The sequence below is a fragment of the Chitinophaga sp. genome (assembly GCF_039596135.1).
Lineage (GTDB): Bacteria > Bacteroidota > Bacteroidia > Chitinophagales > Chitinophagaceae > Chitinophaga.
Window position 1 is genome coordinate 104,287 of record NZ_JBCNKH010000009.1, and the last position, 20,908, is coordinate 125,194.

The 20,908-nt window shown below is 46.0% G+C and carries 16 protein-coding genes; 9 read left to right on the forward strand and 7 right to left on the reverse strand.

The window, feature by feature from the left end; all coding sequences use genetic code 11:
* Nucleotides 1–114 precede the first annotated feature (114 nt).
* Nucleotides 115–1,179, reverse strand: coding sequence for a FecR family protein (locus tag ABDW16_RS08935; protein ID WP_343669147.1), 1,065 nt, complete (start codon nucleotides 1,177–1,179; stop codon nucleotides 115–117).
* A 67-nt stretch (nucleotides 1,180–1,246) separates the two neighbouring features.
* Entirely contained in the window at nucleotides 1,247–1,795 is a 549-nt protein-coding gene (locus ABDW16_RS08940) for a sigma-70 family RNA polymerase sigma factor (RefSeq protein WP_343669148.1), read from the reverse strand.
* A gap of 593 nt (nucleotides 1,796–2,388) precedes the next feature.
* Here ABDW16_RS08940 and ABDW16_RS08945 point away from each other — a divergent pair.
* The gene (locus ABDW16_RS08945) at nucleotides 2,389–3,375 is read left to right on the forward strand and encodes a YafY family protein (protein ID WP_343669149.1); all 987 of its coding nucleotides are present in this window, start codon (nucleotides 2,389–2,391) and stop codon (nucleotides 3,373–3,375) included.
* Between the two features lie 115 nt (nucleotides 3,376–3,490).
* Nucleotides 3,491–4,108: a GyrI-like domain-containing protein gene (locus tag ABDW16_RS08950; RefSeq protein ID WP_343669150.1), complete on the forward strand. Its 618-nt coding sequence runs from the start codon at nucleotides 3,491–3,493 to the stop codon at nucleotides 4,106–4,108.
* 10 nt (nucleotides 4,109–4,118) lie between these two features.
* On the opposite strand, the gene rnc is transcribed toward ABDW16_RS08950, so the two are convergent.
* From rnc to ABDW16_RS08965, 3 genes are read right to left on the reverse strand one after another with little or no spacing between them, the layout of a single operon-like run.
* A complete protein-coding gene (gene rnc, locus ABDW16_RS08955) occupies nucleotides 4,119–4,841 on the reverse strand; it encodes a ribonuclease III (RefSeq protein ID WP_343669151.1) in 723 nt (240 codons plus the stop codon).
* Nucleotides 4,842–4,845: 4 nt separating this feature from the next.
* Nucleotides 4,846–6,099, reverse strand: a complete 1,254-nt coding sequence (gene fabF, locus ABDW16_RS08960; protein WP_343669152.1) for a beta-ketoacyl-ACP synthase II — start codon at nucleotides 6,097–6,099, stop codon at nucleotides 4,846–4,848.
* Nucleotides 6,100–6,123: 24 nt separating this feature from the next.
* Nucleotides 6,124–6,360: an acyl carrier protein gene (locus ABDW16_RS08965; RefSeq protein WP_012788038.1), complete on the reverse strand. Its 237-nt coding sequence runs from the start codon at nucleotides 6,358–6,360 to the stop codon at nucleotides 6,124–6,126.
* A 362-nt stretch (nucleotides 6,361–6,722) separates the two neighbouring features.
* On the opposite strand from ABDW16_RS08965, the gene ABDW16_RS08970 reads away from it, so the two are divergent.
* The 3 genes from ABDW16_RS08970 to ABDW16_RS08980 are packed head-to-tail and all read left to right on the forward strand — an operon-like array spanning nucleotide 6,723 to nucleotide 12,219.
* On the forward strand, nucleotides 6,723–7,808 hold the full coding sequence (locus tag ABDW16_RS08970; protein WP_343669153.1) for an efflux RND transporter periplasmic adaptor subunit: 1,086 nt from the start codon (nucleotides 6,723–6,725) through the stop codon (nucleotides 7,806–7,808).
* Between the two features lie 12 nt (nucleotides 7,809–7,820).
* Nucleotides 7,821–10,904, forward strand: coding sequence for an efflux RND transporter permease subunit (locus ABDW16_RS08975; RefSeq protein ID WP_343669154.1), 3,084 nt, complete (start codon nucleotides 7,821–7,823; stop codon nucleotides 10,902–10,904).
* Nucleotide 10,905: 1 nt separating this feature from the next.
* Nucleotides 10,906–12,219: a TolC family protein gene (locus tag ABDW16_RS08980; RefSeq protein ID WP_343669155.1), complete on the forward strand. Its 1,314-nt coding sequence runs from the start codon at nucleotides 10,906–10,908 to the stop codon at nucleotides 12,217–12,219.
* A gap of 76 nt (nucleotides 12,220–12,295) precedes the next feature.
* Here the strand turns inward: ABDW16_RS08980 and ABDW16_RS08985 are convergent, their stop codons facing one another.
* Nucleotides 12,296–13,066, reverse strand: coding sequence for a carboxypeptidase-like regulatory domain-containing protein (locus tag ABDW16_RS08985; protein WP_343669156.1), 771 nt, complete (start codon nucleotides 13,064–13,066; stop codon nucleotides 12,296–12,298).
* A gap of 136 nt (nucleotides 13,067–13,202) precedes the next feature.
* Here ABDW16_RS08985 and prs point away from each other — a divergent pair, with 136 nt between their 5' ends.
* The 4 genes from prs (at nucleotide 13,203) to ABDW16_RS09005 (ending at nucleotide 20,333) form a co-directional block, all read left to right on the forward strand.
* The gene (gene prs, locus ABDW16_RS08990) at nucleotides 13,203–14,129 is read left to right on the forward strand and encodes a ribose-phosphate diphosphokinase (RefSeq protein WP_343669157.1); all 927 of its coding nucleotides are present in this window, start codon (nucleotides 13,203–13,205) and stop codon (nucleotides 14,127–14,129) included.
* A 348-nt stretch (nucleotides 14,130–14,477) separates the two neighbouring features.
* Nucleotides 14,478–18,041: a SusC/RagA family TonB-linked outer membrane protein gene (locus ABDW16_RS08995; RefSeq protein ID WP_343669158.1), complete on the forward strand. Its 3,564-nt coding sequence runs from the start codon at nucleotides 14,478–14,480 to the stop codon at nucleotides 18,039–18,041.
* Between the two features lie 13 nt (nucleotides 18,042–18,054).
* Entirely contained in the window at nucleotides 18,055–19,515 is a 1,461-nt protein-coding gene (locus ABDW16_RS09000) for a SusD/RagB family nutrient-binding outer membrane lipoprotein (RefSeq protein WP_343669159.1), read from the forward strand.
* 95 nt (nucleotides 19,516–19,610) lie between these two features.
* Nucleotides 19,611–20,333, forward strand: coding sequence for a DUF2490 domain-containing protein (locus ABDW16_RS09005; RefSeq protein WP_343669160.1), 723 nt, complete (start codon nucleotides 19,611–19,613; stop codon nucleotides 20,331–20,333).
* A 75-nt stretch (nucleotides 20,334–20,408) separates the two neighbouring features.
* On the opposite strand, the gene ABDW16_RS09010 is transcribed toward ABDW16_RS09005, so the two are convergent.
* Entirely contained in the window at nucleotides 20,409–20,888 is a 480-nt protein-coding gene (locus tag ABDW16_RS09010) for a YcxB family protein (RefSeq protein ID WP_343669162.1), read from the reverse strand.
* Nucleotides 20,889–20,908 lie beyond the last annotated feature (20 nt).

Genomic DNA, 20,908 nt, shown 5'->3' on the forward strand with positions numbered 1-20,908 from the left:
AGCATAAGTATCAGTGTAATTTTTTTTGTTCTCAATAACGTATTTCGTGGAATAGTGTGTCGACGGGGAACTCTCTACATTCCTTGCAGCAATGCTACGCGTACGTGAACACTATTAATGACATCCTTTGGTTGTTATCGTAATCTCATTTCCTTCGATCGTACAGTTTGCTTCCAGTGCCTGGCAAATAAGTTTTAATTTTTCCTTCAGTGGTTCGTCATCCAGGGAGGCTGTGAGTCTACAGCCAGCCATCAGGGTTTTATCATAGTTGATATGCACACCATAGGCTTTTTCCAGCAGGGTCAGCACACTATCTGCAGGGGCGTCTGCGAATACAAACGAGTACAGTTCAGTTACAGTTGGCTGGGCGGTTGCTGTTACAGTCATGGGCAATACATTTAACGCATGAGTGGAACGTTTCAGTATCGCCTGTTGATTGGCAGATATACTTGCCCGGGCATCGTTCTCTTTTGGTTGTATTGCAATAGCAATCTTTCCGGTTTTTACGGCCACACTTACCAGGGTATCTTCGTCATAGGCTTTGACCAGGAATGAGGTGCCGAGTACGTTGATTACCATTTCGTTGGCATATACTACAAAAGGTTCAATGTTTCTTTTTACTTCAAAAAATGCAGCACCGGAAAGGTATACCTGGCGGTGGCATTTACCACTGGGGCAGGAGGAATAACTGATCCGGGCGCCGGGTTGCAATATCACAGAACTACCATCGGGCAGGCTGACGGTTTCAGGTTTTTTGCCTTTGTTGATGCGCTCAACAAAGGTATTTTGGGCTGTTTCAGCTTTTGCCACCAATTCGTGATAAGCGCTGTGATCCTGCTTTTGCATGGTGTACCACATAATGGTGGTAGCCACCAGGGCAATGAGCACAGCAGCGGCAGCTATATACCAGGGGCGGAGTCTCCGCACTGGTTGTTGGGGCGCATCCATGCTTTCGCGGATATTTTGCCACATGGCAGCATCAACATTTTCCTTCAAACCAAATGCAGGAACCCGGGAAGCTGCCTGTATAATGGCGCGTGCCTGCAGCATGGCAGCCCGCTGCCCGGGAAAATCGCGTGCTATGGATTCCCAATGGCCTGCGTTTTCGCCATTCTTTACCCAGGCGACGAAACTATCGTCGGTTACAAAATCGGCGGTATCGAAGTTTGAGTAATCCATGTATAGGTATAAAGACGGGGAAGAGGGGTTTTAACTCACTTATGTTAATGTTTTTTAAAAAAATCTTCTACAGCAGCTCCCGCAGTTTGACAACTGCACGCTGCACAAGGTTTCGGACAGATTGTTCGTTTACGCCCATAATGCCGGAGATCTCCTCCCAGCTAAAATTATCATAAAACCGGAGGCGGATCGCCTCCTGTTGCCTTGCCGGCAATTGTAGCATCGCTTTTTGCAACCGAAGCTGTTGCATCAGGTCTTCTTCTCCTGTAATACGGATATCCTCTGCCGAAGCTTCTTCCTGCAATGACCAATCCAGTACGGGGGCCGCCTTTGCATCAGATAAGCGGTGCAAACGCCTGCGCAAAGACCTGAAAAGGTAATATTTGACAGAAGTAGTCTCAGAAAGATTGTGCCTGGTACGCCAGAGATCGGCAAAAAGGTCCTGCATGGCATCCTGCACCTGTGCAGCATCGCCCGCAAGGTGGTAGCCGTAGTTATACAATACAGCAGCAAAACGTCTGTACATCTCACTAAAGGCCTGTTCGTCGTCCTGTCTGAAGGCATTCCACAGTACCTCTTCCGCTATGAATGACTGATAGCTGTTTCCGGACCCCAATTTACCTGATTTAAAAAAGTATCACCTGTAGTAATAGTATTGTTCACCAGTCCATTCTCACTGGCTGCGGGGACTAAACTACGAACTATAAAAATCATTTACGAATCATTGCTTATTCCGGGATGAGTAATACCCAAAAAAATGGGGCCTGATAAATATCAGGCCCTCCCCAAATTAACCATTAAAAAAACTCATTTGAATTTTGCTTGAATCAAAATTAGAATGAATCTTTTGTAAATCTGTTAATCATAAGTTAATGATTCTAAATTATATGGGAAGGTGAAAACCGTAGAATTAGAATGATATTTACATGATCAAATTGATTAATAATTTAATCTATACCCGCAAAGACCTCTATAAAAAAAAGGTCCCCGCAAAAAATTGCAGGGACTTACCATTTAACCTATATTCTGTACTGTAGCATCAAAATTTTAAATATTTTTCAGAGGCTTAGACTTTTTCGCTTTTTCTATACTTCAATTCGTTTCTCTAAAGTATTGCTCTCAAATATTTTCTGTATATAAGACGGTGATTAATATCCGAAGTTTAACGGGTTTCGTATTTTTTTTCAATTTATTTCTAAATTACCTGCTATGAACAGGATCGACCGCCTCTCTGCCATACTTATTCAGCTGCAGGGCAAGAAAATTGTGAAGGCTGCTGAGATTGCAGAACGCTTTCAAATCAGCCTCAGAACTGTATATCGCGACGTCAGGGCCCTGCAGGAAGCAGGGGTACCTGTAGGCGCGGAGGCCGGTACAGGTTATTACCTGGTAGAAGGTTATCACCTGCCCCCTGTAATGTTTAACAGGGAGGAGGCAGCCGCTTTGCTGACGGGAGAGAAGCTGATGGCCCAACTGAGCGATCATTCCAATAAAAAACAGTTTGGCAACGCCATGCAAAAGATCAGGGCGGTACTGCGCAGCAGTGAAAAAGACTTCCTGGAATCGCTGGAAGAGAATATTGCCGTCATTGCCCGCAGACCACCGGAGGATAGCGAGTTTCCGAACCGTTTTCTCTCAGATATTCAATATTCGCTGGGCAAACACCTGATGCTCAAAATGGATTACTTTGCCCTGCACAACGAAACCCTGACACATAGGGAAATTGAGCCCATTGGTATTATATATATGATGGGATACTGGTACCTCATTGCCTGGTGCAGGCTACGCCATGCCTATCGCAATTTCAGGATGGACCGCATCAGGAACCTGGCTGTTACGGATGTTGCTTATGACAGGGACAGGCATATCTCACTGAAAGAGTATATGGAGAAATATGCAGAACCTGCTGCTTACCCACATGTGGTGAAGCTAAGGTTTACGCCATGTATGGCGAAGAAACTGGGGAACCAGCGGTTTTATTATGGCCTGATGGAAGAGCAGACGGTAGGAGAGTGTGTGGAAATGGTGTTTCTGACCAGTCACCTGGATTGGTTTGGGAGATGGGTGCTGACGATGGGGAAGGAGGTGGAGATTATAGGGCCGGAGGAGTTGAGGGAACATATGCGCATATTAGCTATTGAAATATCTGAGCAATACCTATCGGATCGTTTAACGGATCGCTCCGCGATCCGTTAAACGATCCGCGACGATCAAAAAGTTGGGGTTGCGAAGCAATCCCAACTTTTTGATCGCTACTGACATAACGCTGTCACTTGCCATCTCGTCCTTTGCATTATTAACGATAATGCATATGTCCAAAATCGACCTTACTAAAACCTATAAGGAACTCTACACCGCCACCGCAAAACCGGCCTTACTCTTCGTCCCCCCCGGCCACTACCTCACCATCGAAGGCCAGGGTGACCCAAACGGCCCCCTCTTCGCTGCCAGCACACAAGCCCTGTACACAGGCGCTTACAGCATCAAAATGCACTACAAAAAGATGGAACTGGACTTCGTAGTTTGCAAACTGGAAGGCCTCTGGTGGGTAGACGATGTGGAAAACTATGGAGACTTCAAAGAAGTGATGCAGGTTCCCCGCGATCAGTGGCGCTGGCAGCTCCTCATTCGCATGCCCGACTTCATCAATAAGAACGATGTGAAGAACATCCTGAAAAAGGCCTATCAAAAGAAACCCATTCAATACTTCAACCAGGTCTACCTGCAGACCCTGGCCGAAGGCCAAAGCATACAGATCCTACACACAGGCCCCTATGCTACTGAACCGGTATCCTTACAGTTACTACACGACTTTATGGAAGAAAAAGGGCTAACCTGGAATGGCCGGCACCACGAGATATACCTCAGCGACCCACGCAAAACTGCGCCGGAAAAACTGAAAACGATCTTAAGACAACCGGTAAAATAATTCAGAAAGGTTACTTTTCCCCCAACCCCAGCAGTTCTATTGCCTGCTGTGCCGCAATCTGGCTGGCATCTTTCTTATTGAATGCCTTACCACTGCAAATGAGCTCCCCATCTACTACTGCACCTACAGTAAAGATGCGGCGACCATTGTCCATCTGTTCTTCCAGCAGGTCGAACTCCAGGACTTTACCATGCTTATTGGCCCATCCGTACAACTTGTTTTTGTGGTTCATTTCCACACTTTCAAGCAGTTCCAGGTCAATGTAAGGCATGATAATGCGTTGGTGCACAAACTGTTTGGTACGGTTATACCCCTTGTCAAGGTATACAGCGCCGACCAGGGCCTCGAGGGTATTGCCGAAGATCTGGGAGATCTTCAGGAAACTATTGTACTTATCGTAAATGGTGAGCTTGCGCAGGCCCATCTTGATAGCAATATCATTAAGCTGCTGGCGGTTCACAATTTTGGACCGCATTTCGGTGAGATAGCCTTCTGTCTTATAAGGATATTTCTTGAAGAGGTAATCGCCGATAATGGCACCAAGGATGGCATCACCCAGGTATTCCAACCGTTCATTGCTCTCCAGAAACTTCTCCTTGCTCGAGCGATGGCTCAGGGCCACTTCATACAATGAGAAATTGCCCGGGGCAAAGCCCAGCAGGTTATACAGATCCTTGTAAAGACTTCTCTTACCGGATACAAATCGATATAAAAATCCTGGCAGTAATTTCACACAATCAAGCAACAAATTTTTTGAAAATCACGGATGCATTATGCCCTCCAAAACCGAAGGTATTGCTTAATGCAGCGTTTACTTCTCTATGTTGTGCGACGTTAAAGGTAAAATTTAATTTGGGATCCAGTTCAGGATCGTCCGTAAAATGATTAATGGTAGGAGGAACAATACCATGTATGACAGACATGATAGCAGCAATCGACTCGATCGCACCGGCTGCGCCTAATAAGTGACCAGTCATAGACTTGGTGGAGCTGATATTCAATCGATATGCATCTTCACCAAATACCTGTTGGATCGCTTTTACTTCGGCAACGTCTCCAAGGGGAGTAGAAGTACCGTGTACGTTAATGTAGTCAATTGCATTGGGTTGCAGTCCAGCGTCTAACAGCGCCATTCGCATGACGTTCATAGCGCCTAATCCTTCTGGATGGGGTGCTGTGATATGATAGGCATCTGCTGTAGCGCCACCTCCTGCCAGTTCAGCATAAATTTTGGCACCTCTAGCAATCGCATGTTCATAGGATTCTAGCACCAGTGCTCCTGCACCTTCTCCCATTACGAACCCATCACGGTCCAGGTCAAAGGGTCGGGAGGCTGTGGCCGGGTCATCATTTCGCTCGGATAGGGCCTTCATAGCGTTAAAACCGCCTACACAGGCATCGTTTATAACGTTTTCAGATCCTCCGGTGATCATTACATCCGCCCTGCCGTACCTGATGTACTGCATGGCCTCAATAATGGCATTGGTAGCGGAAGCACAGGCAGACACCACCGAGAAATTGGGTCCTCTGAAACCGTGGCGAATGGAAATGTGCCCTGCCGCAATGTCGATAATTAACCGGGCTATCAGGAAAGGGCTAAAACGGGGAGTTCCGTCGCCCTGACCGAAATCTTTCATTTCCTGACAGAAATTGATCATACCACCAATACCAGAACCCCAGATAACCCCAACCCTGTCTACGTCAACAGAATTGCGGTCGATCCCGGCATCTTGTACGGCCTGGTCAGCAGCTATAACAGCCGTCTGCGTGAAGGGATCCATTTTACGGGCCTCCTTTTTGTCCAGGTAATTGGTCGCATCAAAGTTCTTCAGTTCGCAAGCAAAACGGGTTTTGAACTTGGAAGCATCAAATTGTGTAATAGGCCCGGCGCCGGATACACCGTCCGTCAATCCCTTCCAATATTCGGATACGGAATTGCCGAGCGGTGTAAGTGCGCCTAAACCTGTAACGACTACTCGTCTTGGTTGCATTAAAACAAATCTGATTAAGTAGGATTATTTTACATGTTCTTCCAGGTAGGCAACTGCCTGGCCAACAGTAGTAATAGTTTCAGCTTGTTCGTCAGGAATGGAGATGTTGAATTCTTTTTCGAATTCCATGATCAGTTCTACCGTATCCAAAGAGTCAGCGCCCAGGTCGTTGGTGAAGGAGGCTTCAGGAGTTACCTCAGCTTCGTCAACGCCCAATTTGTCAATAATGATCTTTTTAACTCTTGATGCAATGTCTGACATAATTTTAAGTGTTTTTGGTTTAAAACTTGAGTGCAAAAATATAATTTTTATTGAATTGACAAGAACAGAGGCGAATTTTACCCAATTTACTTTAGTGTTATAGGCCCTAAACCCATCCCCACAAAGGATTAGACAGATATTTTGAATTCTCCCCATGCCTGGAAAACACCCCCTTTTCGCACCGTATATGCTTCAAAGTACACATATAATATTCCTACATTTGCCATTCAACCTCCTTTTATGCCTCCTATATACGGTTAAAGGTCGATTAACTTTAATTAACACATGAAACTCCCTATCAGCACGGGCTTTTATTAAATTTGCCCGGGGCAATATCCCCTGCAACATAAATATGCGAACAAATGGCTGGTAACAAAAAGTTCCTGAAAACAGTCGTTTACCTGATACTGGCTGTAGTTATTATTGGTATCATTTATACCAGGTTCGCTGCTCCTAAAAAAGAAGCAGCACCCAACAACAAAGAAACTGTACGTGGTAGCAAAGGGAACAAACCCTTGCTGGTAGACGCTTTTATTGTACACACCTCCTCCCTGGACGAAATTATTGATGCGAGCGGCACCCTCCAAAGCAATGAAGAAGTCCAGATCCAACCCGAAATTACCGGCAAAGTTACTGGCCTCTTCTTCAAAGAAGGTACCCAGGTAGCCAAAGGCGCCCTCCTCGTCAAAATCTATGACGAAGACCTCAAAGCCCAGCTGGCTAAACTGCAATTGCAGCAACAACTGGCCAAAACTACCCTCGAAAGACAGGAAAACCTCCTGAAGATCAACGGTATCAGCCGCCAGGATGTAGATGTAACCCGCAACCAGGTGAGCGCATATGGAGCCGATATAGATTATACACGCACCCAGATCCAGAAAACAGAACTCAGAGCCCCCTTCAGTGGCCGGCTCGGTCTCCGTAATATCTCCCTGGGCGCAATCGTCAATAATACTACTGTTATTACCACCCTCCAGCAAATCGATCCCCTCAAGATCGATTTCACTGTTCCCGAAAAATACCGCAATGCCATCAGACAAGGCGATGCTGTAGACTTCAAAGTAGCCGGCGACTCCCATTCTTATAAAGGACAGATCTACGCCATCGATCCTAAAATCGACCTGGCTACCCGTACCATTAAATTAAGAGCCATCGTACCTAATCCCGGCCAGTTACTGCCCGGCGCTTTTGCTAATGTACAAATCGCCCTCCGCAATATGCCCGATGCCCTCATGATCCCTTCGCAGGCCGTAATTCCAGGTACCCGCGACAAGAAAGTGATCATCGCCGACCAGGGCAAAGCAAAATTCGTAGTAGTGGAAACAGGTATCCGGGATGCTGACAACGTACAGATCACCAACGGTCTCAGCAAAGGTGATACAGTGGTTACCAGCGGTATGCTGCAACTCAAACCCGGTATGGTATTAAAGTATAACAAGATCAACTAAACAAACCAGACCATGAGCCTTCCCTCTCTATCGCTCAAACGTCCCGTATTTGCCATCGTGATGAACATTATCATCGTCATCTTTGGCATTGTGGGCTTCAACTTTCTGGGGGTAAGAGACTTCCCTGCCATAGATCCACCCATCGTAAACGTACGTACCTCCTATGCAGGTGCCAACTCAGATATTATTGAAACACAGATTACCGAACCCCTCGAGAAATCGATCAACGGGATTGCCGGTATTAAAAATATATCGTCCAGCAGTAGTCAGGGGACTTCCAATATCACGGTTGAATTTGAACTGGGCATTGATCTCGAAGCCGCTGCCAACGACGTACGCGACAAAGTATCGCAGGCACTCCGTAACCTGCCTCCTGATATTGATGCGCCACCAGTCGTATCTAAAGAAGATGCCAACTCGGACTATATCCTCTCCATGACATTGCAGAGTAATACCCGCAATCAACTGGAAATCACGGAATATGCGAACAACGTACTGCTGGAAAGACTGCAAACTATTCCCGGCGTCAGCTCCATCCGCATACTGGGCGAAAAGAAATACGCCATGCGCCTCTGGATGGATCCGGCCCGCCTCTCCGCCTACAGCCTCACACCTTCTGATGTGCAGGATGCACTGGCCAGGGAAAACGTAGAACTACCCTCCGGTAAAATAGCCGGTAATGCCACCGAACTAACCGTACGTACTTTTGGCCGCCTTAATACCGAAGAGGATTTCAATAACCTGATTATTAAGAATGTAAATAGCAGCGTGATTCATTTCAGGGATGTAGGTCAGGCCGTGTTAGGCCCTGAAAATGAAGAAACTATCCTGAAAGAATCGGGAGTGCCTATGATTGCCCTGGCACTGACGCCACAGCCAGGGTCTAACTATGTAGCCATCACCGACGAATTCTATAAAAGGTATGAGCAGCTAAAAAAAGACCTTCCACCAGATCTGAGCACCAATATCGCCATCGATAATACCCGCTTCATCCGCAAATCCATCGAGGAAGTGGAAGAAACCCTCATCGTGGCACTGGTGCTGGTGATCCTTATCATCTACCTTTTCTTCCGCGACTGGCTCATGGCCTTCCGTCCACTGGTGGATATCCCGGTATCCCTCATTGCGGCATTCTTTATCATGTATGTGAGTGGCTTCACCATTAATATATTGACACTGCTGGCCATCGTACTCGCTACGGGGCTGGTGGTGGATGATGGTATTGTGGTCACGGAAAATATCTATAAAAAGATTGAAGCCGGCATGCCACGTATGCAGGCAGCCAGGGAAGGATCTGAAGAAATATTCTTTGCTGTTATTGCTACCAGTATCACCCTGGCGTTTGTATTTCTGCCAATTGTGTTTCTGCAGGGGTTCGTAGGCCGCCTGTTCAGGGAGTTTGGGATTGTGGTAGCAGGTGCCGTGCTCGTATCTGCTTTTGTATCGCTCACACTTACGCCTGTATTGAATGTAAAACTGGGCCGTAAAAAACATACCCATTCCTGGTTCTATACCAAAACGGAACCTTTCTTTACCTGGATGGAAGATAGTTACCAGGGCGCATTGGAGAAATTCATGCAGGCACGCTGGATAGCGATCCTGATTCTTTTAGGTTGTGTGGCCATGATTTACGTCATCTTCCGCAACCTGCAATCAGAGCTGGCCCCGATCGAAGACCGTAGTCAGTTCCGCCTCTCCATCACAGCACCTGAAGGTACTTCGTACGATTATATGGAACGGTACATGGATGGGCTCACCCAGTTTATGATCGATTCTATTCCTGAAAAGAATATCGTACTCACCGTCACAGCGCCCGGCTTTAGTGGAGGGGGTGCGGTGAATAGTGGTTTTGCAAATGTGGTACTCACAGAACCAAAGGAGAGAAACCGCTCTCAGAAGGAAATTGTGAACATGGTGAACCGGAATATGTACAAGTTCTCCGAAGGCAAGGTATTTGCCATCGAGCAGCAAACCATCCAGGTAGGGCGTCGTAGCGGACTGCCCGTATCCTTCGTATTGCAGCATATCAACTTCGATAGTTTATCCAGGGTATTGCCGCTCTTCCTCGATGAGGCAAATAATGATCCCACCTTCGCCGGTGTGGACGTAGACCTCAAGTTCAATAAACCTGAATTGCGCATTCTGATCAATCGTGACAAGGCGAGTGAACTGGGTGTATCTGTAGATGATATTTCACAAACGTTGCAACTGGCTTTGAGTAACGTGCGCTATGGTTACTTTATCCGCAATGGTAAGCAGTACCAGGTAATGGGCCAGGTATTTCGTGGCAATCGTGATAAACCTGCTGACCTGCAGAACTTCTATGTACGCAATAGCAGGGGAGAGGCCATTCAGCTGGACAACGTGGTGACGATTCACGAAGAAACAAGTCCGCCGATTATTTATCACTTTAATCGTTATAAATCTGCCACCATCTCCGCAGGACTGGCGCCGGGTAAAACAATCGGGGATGGTATTGATGCCATGTACCGTATTTATAATGACCTGCAAAAGAAAGGGGTAATCGATGATTCTTACAATGCAGCATTGTCAGGATCTTCCAGGGACTATGCAGAGAGTGGTTCCAATACCATGTTTGCATTAGTACTGGCATTGGTGCTGATCTACCTGGTACTGGCTGCACAGTTTGAGAGCTGGGTCGATCCGTTTATCATTATGCTCACAGTACCACTGGCATTTGCAGGGGCGCTGTTCTCACTGTGGATCTTTGGTCAGACCTGGAATATCTTCTCACAGATCGGGGTGATTATGTTGATTGGTTTGGTGACGAAGAATGGTATCCTGATCGTGGAATTTGCGAATCATAAGCGGGACGGAGGGCTGGAAAAAGCGAGGGCTGCGATAGAAGCAGCTACTATGCGCCTGCGCCCGATCCTGATGACGAGTCTTGCCATGGCATTGGGTGCACTGCCAATTGCGCTGTCGCTGGGGGCAGCGGCTACGAGTCGAATTCCTTTGGGTATAGTGATTGTGGGAGGTATCGTCTTCTCCCTGATATTGACCTTATTTGTGATTCCGGCGATGTATATATTTCTGAGCAGAAGAAAACAAGTAACAGAACCGGTAAATGACTGACATGAAACGTATCCTCATATGCTGCCTGTTGCTACCCGCCTTCCACCTTTCTGCACAGCAGGTACTAACGGTGGAGCAGGCGATAGACCTGGCGTTAAAGAATAATTATGATATACGGCTGGCAAAGAATGATGCCGCCATTGCAGCTAACGATTATGCATATGCCAACTGGGCGTTTGCACCGAGAGTAAATGGGACTGTTTCCCGTGTGTGGAATACAACCCGGACCAAACAGGAGTTTGCAAATGGGTCTAAGCGGGATACCAGTGGCATTCATAGTAATAACTTCACGGGCAATGTGACCCTGTCATGGACACTCTTTGACGGGTTGAAAATGTTTGCCACCCGGCAAAAGCTGGAAGCCATGCGGGATCTGGGAGATGCAGCCATGAAAGATCAGCTGATAACGACTGTAGCCAATGTAATAGCGAGTTATTATGCGGTGGTGCAGGGAAAACAGCAATTGCACAACCTGTCAGAACAATTGTCTATTGCAGATGAAAGAGTGAAATTGTCTGATGCAAAATTCCAGACGGGGTTAGGGCCTAAGACAGACTGGTTACAATCAAAGGTTGATTATAATGCGCTGAAGGCCTCTTACCTGCGGCAGCAAACGGTGATCGATCAGGGGAAAGTAATTTTGAACCAGTACATGGCCATAGAAGGTGGGAATACGCAGTACGATGTGCAGGACAGCATACCATTAAACACTGATCTTGCTTATGGCAAGCTGAGAGATGAAATGTTGCAGCGCAATACCAGTCTGATGGTGGCTAAACAAAACCTGAGTGTATCGGAGCTGGCATTGAAAGAAAGTAGAGGCGATTATTTTCCTGTCATTAATTTCAATTCAGCTTACAATTTTACAAGGGTAAATTCGAATGCGGCTACGAACTCGTTCAGTCCTATCTTCAACCAGAATGGGGTGTTTAATTATGGTTTCTCTGCCACGATTCCCATCTTCAATGGGTTGAGTGTACGCAGGCAGGTAAAGAATGCTCAGCTGAATGTAAGCTATCAGCAGCTTTCGCTGGAAAATACCCGTACGAAGGTAGATATGGCTTTAAGCAATGCATTTAAAGATTATGAATATTATAAAACAGCGGTGGAGCTGGAAGAGGAGAATTTAGGGTTGGCGCGGGAGAATGCGATGGTAGCGTTGGAAAGGTTCAAGCAAGGGGTGTCTACAACCATTGAAGTGAAAGAGGCGCAGCAAAGCCTGGAAGATGCGTATAACAGGTTAATTAGTGCAAGGTATAATATCAAGCTGGCAGAAACAGAATTACTCCGGCTTAATGGTGATCTGATAAAGTAATGCTGGCCGCAGGCCCCGACCCAAACAAAAAGAGCTTTCGCCGAAGGTGAAAGCTCTTTTTGTTTGTATTAATTATTTATTCCTGTTCGTCTTCTTTCTTCGCCGGTGGCAACGTCCCCGCTGCCTTATCCTTCTGATACTGTGCAAAACTACTCTTAATATACACCATCAGATCATACTCCGTCGCATCCTGCATAAACTGGTACCCCGGCCTATACCTCATCATAAAACTATCCAACTCCGCCCCATTCAAATGCGTCATCTTCTCCACCAGTTCCGGACTATACCTGTTATCTATATACTTTTCCTTCTCCCAATACACCAACTGCTCCTTAAAGTGTTCATTCCGCTTTCGCTGCTTACTGGGCACCAGGTACGTCAGCGCTGTAATCGGGTGCGAGGGTAATGTCTTCAACACATCCATCGCTCCCGGCTTTTTATATCCAAAATACTTCGCATATTCCTGCCTGGTGGCCGCCGAATCCTTCACATAGTTTCGTCCGCGTACATCCACCCTATCTATCATAATCACCCTCTTAGTCATATAAACATTAATGAACATAGAAGAAGAAGGCACTGCTACAAATTTCTTTTCATACGTTAACATGGAAAACTCCAGGGTATCACCCGGCATGGCGTCAATTTCAAACCGTCCGCTCTCACTTCCTAATGCACCGTTCCGTGTTTTTTTGTTAATGATACTTACATTTGGAATTCCCTGTCTATTATCAATATCTGTAATCAGACCCGACACTCTGACCTGCGCACTTACGTGCTGCAGACAGAAAAACAGGCCAAAAAATAGTGCTCCAAGCCAAACGGGAAGCGTTTTAATTCGTCTAGGCATCGCTCAAAAATAAATTTCCCCTCGCAAATGAAACGTTAAAAATAGAGATTAATGTTCAAAAATCGGGGTTAATGGCTGTTAAACATACCATTAATTTATAAATAATTACTTTTAACCCTCATATATTCCAAACTCTATGCCTCAGAAGATCATTTTTGCAACACAGCGCTACCAGTACCTTAAAGACCGTATACTGGCGCTGGCGCCTCACTGGGAGGAAGGTAAACTGGAAATCCGTGACTTTCCGGACGGGGAGCATTATCACCGTATCCGAAGCCAGGTACACGGCAAAGAGGTCATAGTGCTGGGAGGTACCATTGACGATAAGGAAACCCTGGAACTGTTCGATATTGCCCATGGCTGTATCCAATTGGATGCCCTCGCCCTGAACCTTGTCATCCCCTTCTTTGGCTATTCCACCATGGAAAGAGCCGTTAAATCCGGCGAGATCGTTAAAGCCAAAACCCGGGCATTACTCTTTTCTGCCCTGCCCGCTACTAATAGTGGGAACAAAGTAGTGCTTATGGACCTGCATGTGGATGGTATCACTTACTACTTTGAGAGTGGTGTAAGACCCGTACACCTATATGGAAAAGACCTTGTCAAAGAAGCAGCGATGGAATTAGGTGGCGGTGAACCCTTCGTATTGGCCAGTACCGATGCAGGCAGAGCAAAGTGGGTAGAATCACTTGCCAATGATCTGAATGTGGAAGCAGCCTTTGTATTTAAAAAACGTATCTCTGGCGAAACCACACAAATCACCGGTATTAATGCAGAAGTAGAAAATAAAAATGTAATCATCTATGATGATATGATTCGCACCGGCGGCTCGCTCATACATGCAGCACAATCCTACCTGGATGCTGGTGCAAAATCCATTTCCGTGATCACCACTCATGGAATATTTGCCGGTGGCGGATTTGAGAAGATTAAGAAAAGCGGTATCATTAAAAAAATAATCTGTGCAGATACACACCCCAATGCATTGAACATACAGGATGATCTGCTCACTGTAAAGTCAGTAGATAAGATTATTGCCGACTACTTCAAACAACACGAATAACCTGCTACTGCACAATTCCTGCGCCTGCCGTTGGCAAGGTGTTTGATATACAGCGTTCTGGACCCGAATGAGCTGTAAAGTAGTGCTGCGCAGGAATAATTATTTAAAGGGTGCTTCACCGCGGGTGAGGGGCACAGTAATGCTATACACAGGTGTTGTATTCTCACACCTATAAGCCAACAATGTAGATGCATTTTACAGGCATCTTCAAGAAATAATCCTCAACTGGTTCATTGTACCGGTGATTTCGATTGTATTATAATTGAGCAGAAGGAATTAAGTATTGTAGACAGGAAATAACGGAAACCTGTTTCGAAAAAATTTTAAACCAAATCTTGTAATATAACAATGAGAAGCCATGTACTAACCTGGTTATGGCTGTGCTTTGCTATTTACTGTACTATAGGACCCAACAGAGCAAGCGCAAACGTTAACCGGCCATACCCGACGTATACTGCTGCAACAGCAGTACAGCAACAAAAAGACACTACTGTGAAGCCTTCCGCTTCACCTGTTGTGATCACACCTAATAATCAGGCGAAAGACAGCACCAAAACGGACACTACCAAACCCGCTGCTGCTGTGATCACACCTAACAGTCAGGCGAAAGACAGTACCCGCAAGGATACCACCAAACCGGCCACTGCTGCCGGTGACAGCTCAAAGAAAAAATCTTCTGATACATCTGCATTGATCCTGCCTTCAGATAGTAATACACTGAAGAAAGAAACCGGTCAGTTCACATTGCGTGGTGTGGTAAAACAGCCGGGAGGCCAGCCTATTCCCGGTGCGGGCATCATAAACCTGAGCACAAAACAAGGTGTTGCAGCCAAAGAAGATGGTACCTTTTCTATCAAGGCTTCTCTGAAAGATACCATCAAAATCTCGGCACCTACATTTGGTGATCAGTCCATACCCCTTACCAGCAGGGATTCGCTGCCAGTAACACTCACGGCAACCTCAACCAGTAAAAAACAATTGCAGGAAGTTGTAGTCACTGCACTCGGTATTCAGCGTAATACAAGAGCAGTTGGTTATGCAATAGAAGATGTAGGTGGTAGCGCTGTGCAGGAAGCAAAAGAAGTGAACTTCGTGAATGCACTGCAAGGTAAAGTACCCGGTCTGCAAATCTCCTCCAATACAGGTTCCATGGGTGGTTCCAACAAAATCACTATTCGTGGTGTGAAATCCATTTTAGGTGATAACAACGCATTCATTGTAGTGGACGGAACTCCATTCGTAAATAACAACAACAACCAGGCAGGACAGCTGAATGGTGGTGGTGGTTATGACTATGGTTCCTCTCTGCAGGACGTAAACCCGGAAGATATCGACAACATCTCAATACTGAAAGGTGCCGCTGCCACTGCATTGTACGGTAGCCGTGGGGCAAATGGTGTGATGCTCATCACTACCAAAAAACGTCCTGATGTGGGCGGTGGTATTGGTGTAACTTATAGTCTCAATGCACAGGCAGACCAGGTATCTATACTACCTCATTATCAAAATGAATATGGTGGTGGTAGTGGTGGAAAGTTTGATAAACTCTATTACAATGAACATCCCGAAGCTTTCTTAAGTGAGGCCAGTGCTACATATGACGATGGTGACGGATTAGGAAGATATGACCTGATGCCTATCTATAAAGCAGATGAATCATGGGGTCCAAAACTGGAAGGACAGCTCGTGCGCCCCTATTATTCATTCGATAAAGACAAAGGCAATCCTTACTTCGGTCAGACTACGCCATGGGTAGCACAGCCTAATAACGTGAAGGATTTCTACAGAACGGGGTATACCATCACCAACAATATTGCTATGGCCGGCAATAATGATAAAGGTTATTTCCGCCTTTCTTATGGTAATATGAACCAGGTGTTCGTACTGCCAAATGCAAGTATGAACAGGAACAATGTATCGTTCAACGGGGGGTATGAAATTGCGAAAGGACTGAAAGCTGTAGCTTCTGTAAACTATACTGCGTTTGCTGCGAAAGGCAGACCGGGTACAGGTTTCACAGGCCCTAACCCAACCTTGCAGTTCACTATGTATGGTCAGCGCCAGCTGAACATCGATATGGAAAAGAGATATAAATATGCAGATGGTTCACAGATCACCTGGAACCGTACTTCATGGGATAATCCTTCTCCTGCCTCCAGCAATGGTCCATATTGGAACCGCTATATGGATTATGAGACAGATAGCCGCAACCGCATCTTTGGTAATGCAGGGCTCGATTACGAAGCTACAAAATGGTTAACCATCAGTGGCCGTGTGTTCATGGACAACTACAATGCATTGCAGGAAGAACGCACTGCCAAAGATTATTTCATTGGTGGTTATATCAAGCGTTTGCCAACAGCGAGAGAAATGAACTACCAGTTGACTGCAAATATGAAGTTCGATCTTGGAAAGAACTTCAAACTGAATGGCCTGGTAGGTGGTAACATTATGCATCGTAAATGGACGGTAACAGGTGGTGCTACCAATGGTGGCCTGATATTGCCACTGGTGTACAACCTGAACAACTCTGTGACTACTGCTACTCCATATGATGAATTCTATGAGAAACAAATCAACTCAGGATTTGCAACCGCATCACTCTCTTATAAGAACTTCCTGTTCCTGGATCTGACAGGTCGTGCGGATTGGAGCTCTGCACTGCTGAGTGAAAACAATCCATATGTGTATCCATCGGCATCAGCTTCCTTTGTATTCTCCGATCTGCTGAAGCAGTGGAAATGGCTGACCTTCGGTAAATTACGTGCGAGTGCGTCTGCTGTAGGTAGCGATACTGATCCATACCAGATATACGATACCTACCAGTTCGTAGCCGGATTCGGCAGCAATCCAATCACACAGGCTTATCCTACCAAATACAACATGGACCTGAAACCTGAGCGTACACAGGAATATGAAACAGGTATCGCCCTGAAGTTCCTCGACGATCGCGTGGGCGTGGATTTCACTTACTACCAGAGAACGACCAAAAACCAGATCATGCCGCTGACAGTATCTCCGGCTACCGGTTACACCACTACGTATGTAAATGGTGGTAGTGTGCAGAACAAAGGTATTGAAGCATCGCTGTCACTGAACCCGATCCGCCTGAAGAATGGTTTCCGCTGGGACATTGTAGCGAATATTGCACGCAATAAGAACAAAGTGTTGAATATGGATATCGACCAGTACAATACTTCACTGACACAGCTCACAATCGGTACCGACCGTCGTACCACAAGAGTATCAGTAGTAGGCCTGGTGGGTCAGCCACTGGGTACACTGATGGGTACTGACTATGTGTACAATGACAAAGGAGAGCGTATAGTTGGCGATGATGGCAACTACCTGATCTCTGATATCAAACCTATCGGGTACGCCTATCCTGATTACACAGGTGGTGTGAACAATACCTTCTCTTACAAAGGCATCTACCTCTCTGCGCTGATCGACTTTCAGCATGGTGGTAACTTCTTCTCTTATACAAACATGTATGGCAAGATCTCTGGTCTGCTGGATATAACCGCTGCAAACAATGTACGTGAAACAGGTATCATCGCAAAAGGTGTGAAGGAAGACGGCACACCCAACGATGTAGTGCTGGATGCAAATACATACTTCGTAAACAACGAAAACAAAACGCTGAGTAAAGCGAACCTGTACGACGCGAGTTATATCTACCTGCGAGAAGTGAAACTAGGATACAATATTCCTGAATCATGGTATAAACGTATCCATGCGCAGAGTGCAAGACTGTCTTTGTATGGCCGTAACTTATGGCTGATGCATACCAATGCACCAAACGTAGACCCGTCTAATATTCTCAACTCCAATTCCAACATTGTGGGTATAGAAGGTGGTGCATTACCATCTATCCGCTCCTTTGGTGTTAACCTCAATGTTTCATTCTAAAAAGTGACGCAAAATGCTTAACCGTATCATAAAATATAGTTGCCTGTTTGCTTTCGTGGCACTGATCATGACCGGATGTAAAAAGCTGGACAGCATCAATCACGATCCAACCAAACCAACGACGACAGAACCACCTTATCTGCTCACTGGTGCAGAAAAAAGTGTAATGGACATATTGTACAGTACATTACAGAATGGCTACATCGGTATGCACTACGCACAGTTCTGGTCTGGCAATACAAGAGTGGCAGACAGCCAGTATTCACTCGATGAAACCAACAACGGTACACTGTGGACTACACTCTATGCAGCCCTGCACAACCTGGAGCTGATCCGCTCGCTGAACACGGCCAAAGGGAACAATCCTGCAGCGCAGAATCAGAATGCGATTGCAGGTATTCTGAAAGTATGGATCACCCAGATCCTGACAGATACTTATGTGAATGTACCATATACACAGGCGTTGAATGTGACACAATATGTAACACCCGTCTATGACGACGCCAAAACCATTTATGCGCAGCTCTCAGATACACTGACAGCGAATATCAATGCACTGGATGCATCTCAGCCTACCTTCGACGAAGCAGATGTGATCTTTGGTGGCGATGTTGCCAAATGGCAGACATTGGGCCATTCACTGATGCTGCGCCTCGCTATCCGTATGGCAGATGCAGACAATGCAAAATCAAAGAGCCTGATAGAAGCCAACTACCAGGGTGCGATGACCAGCAACAGTGACAATGCAGAATTTGCCTACCTGGGCGCTGATCCAAACAGGTATCCAATGGATGAAACCAACAGGGCAATTACTGACTTTTACGTATCAACTACACTGGTTGATTACATGAGGAGTATCAATGACCCAAGACTGAGCATCTATGCAAGACCGGTAGCCGGGTTGACACACGATACCATTTATGGTATGCCTTATGGTATGAGCACCACTGAACCCAGCCGCCCTACATCAGCCTCTTATCCCGGTACAAAGATTTATGGGGCAGATATGAAGGCCATACTGATGACTTATTCAGAAGTAGCCTTTACGCTGGCAGAAGCAGCGGCCAGGGGGTATTCTGTAGGGAATGATGCAGGCACTTATTATGAGGCAGGCGTTCGTGCTTCTATGGAGTACTGGGGTGTGACTGACGGTGTGGATGAATACCTGGCACAGGTACCTTACTCAAGTGGTGACTGGAAGAATGTAATTGGTACCCAGAAATGGCTGTCGCTGTACCCCCAGGGGTTCCAGGCATGGTTTGAAAGAATCCGCCTGAACTTTGCAAAACCTGGTGGTGCAGCATTATTTATTGCACCGGTATCCGGATCACTGGATCAAAATGTAACCCTGGTACCTTACAGGCTTACCTATCCTATTGTAGAGTCCAATTCCAACAGTACGAACTACGCGGCTGCCGGTAGTGCGATTGGTGGAGATAACAAGGGGACTAAGAACTGGTGGATCACTTACTAATACAACTATCACTCATAAAACCCTGCCGGCCTGCTCTTAAGCGGGCCGGCTTTTTTTATTATTTTTACTGTTCAACCTATTATGTGAATTAATATATGCGCACAAAAATTTGCCTGCTGGCACTATGCCTGCTTATGGGCGGTCTACAACTTTCCGCACAGGAACTTACCCAGGGTTATAGCCATTGGTATACATACTTTGGCACTGCACAAATAAGCCAGAAATGGGCGATTGCATACGATTTTCAGGCCAGGATACGGGATGGGATCAGTAGCAGGGGGCAGATACTGAACAGGGCCGGTTTACAGTATACGCCCGGGAAGAATGCCAGTTATTTGCTGGGGTATGCTTTTATTACCACCTACAGCGATGGGGCGGATCAGTATTTTCCTGAGCACCGCATTTATCAGCAGTTCATTTACAAGAATAATACAAGGGCTTTCAATATGACGCATCGCGTGCGGTTTGAGGAACGCTGGGTAGGGCAGAAGACGGCGGTGGCAAAGGATGTGCAATACTGGAAATACGGGCATCGTTTACGCTATTTCAACCGTACACAGTTCCCTATCAGGAAGGCGGAGAAAACCACCCCATTCTATTTTGCCCTGCAGAATGAGTTTTTCATGAATGTATTCAACAGTGAGATCAATGATAAGTTTGTAGATCAGAATCGTTTTTTAATAGCCCAGGGGTATGCATTGAAACCGAATCTGAAAGTGGAAGCTGGCTACATGAATCATTTTGTACAGCCTGCAAGTGGAAATAACTCCATGACCCACATTCTACACCTTGCCGTATTCCACAATTTCGCCTTATAACCGTTTGTCGTTTTTGAAGTGCGCTTCCGCGCAAAAAAATCGGGCAGTCCAGAGGACTGCCCGATTTTTTTGCTATTAACTAATATTATTTTTCGCTAGCCTTTCAAACTCCCGCTGTTCCAACTCCGTCTTAAACGCACTCGTCGGTACCAAAAAGAAATCCTTCTTCCCCTTATATAAAAAGAAAAAATTCTTTGCCTTCACCACCTGTGTAAACACATGCCATGACAACTCCTTCTCCACATCACTATTCTTCGTCGTAATCACAATCCCTTCCTCAGAATAATTCAACCGGATATCATCCTGAAAAGTCGCCGCATTATTATAAATTGACACCGGCAGCATATACCAAAACACTAACCCGATCACCACAGACATACCAAGAATCCCCAACAGGGCGCCAACCGTCACCAGCTGATAAGCAAACCCACACAAGGTAAACACCAGCAGTATAAAAAGCGTGTTTTTGAAAACTTTGATTTCTCCTCGCTGCAGGAAATGATAGCGCAATGCATTCAATACCTCCTCCTTATTGTAACTAAACTCCAAATGCATTATGGCAAGGCAGACATTTT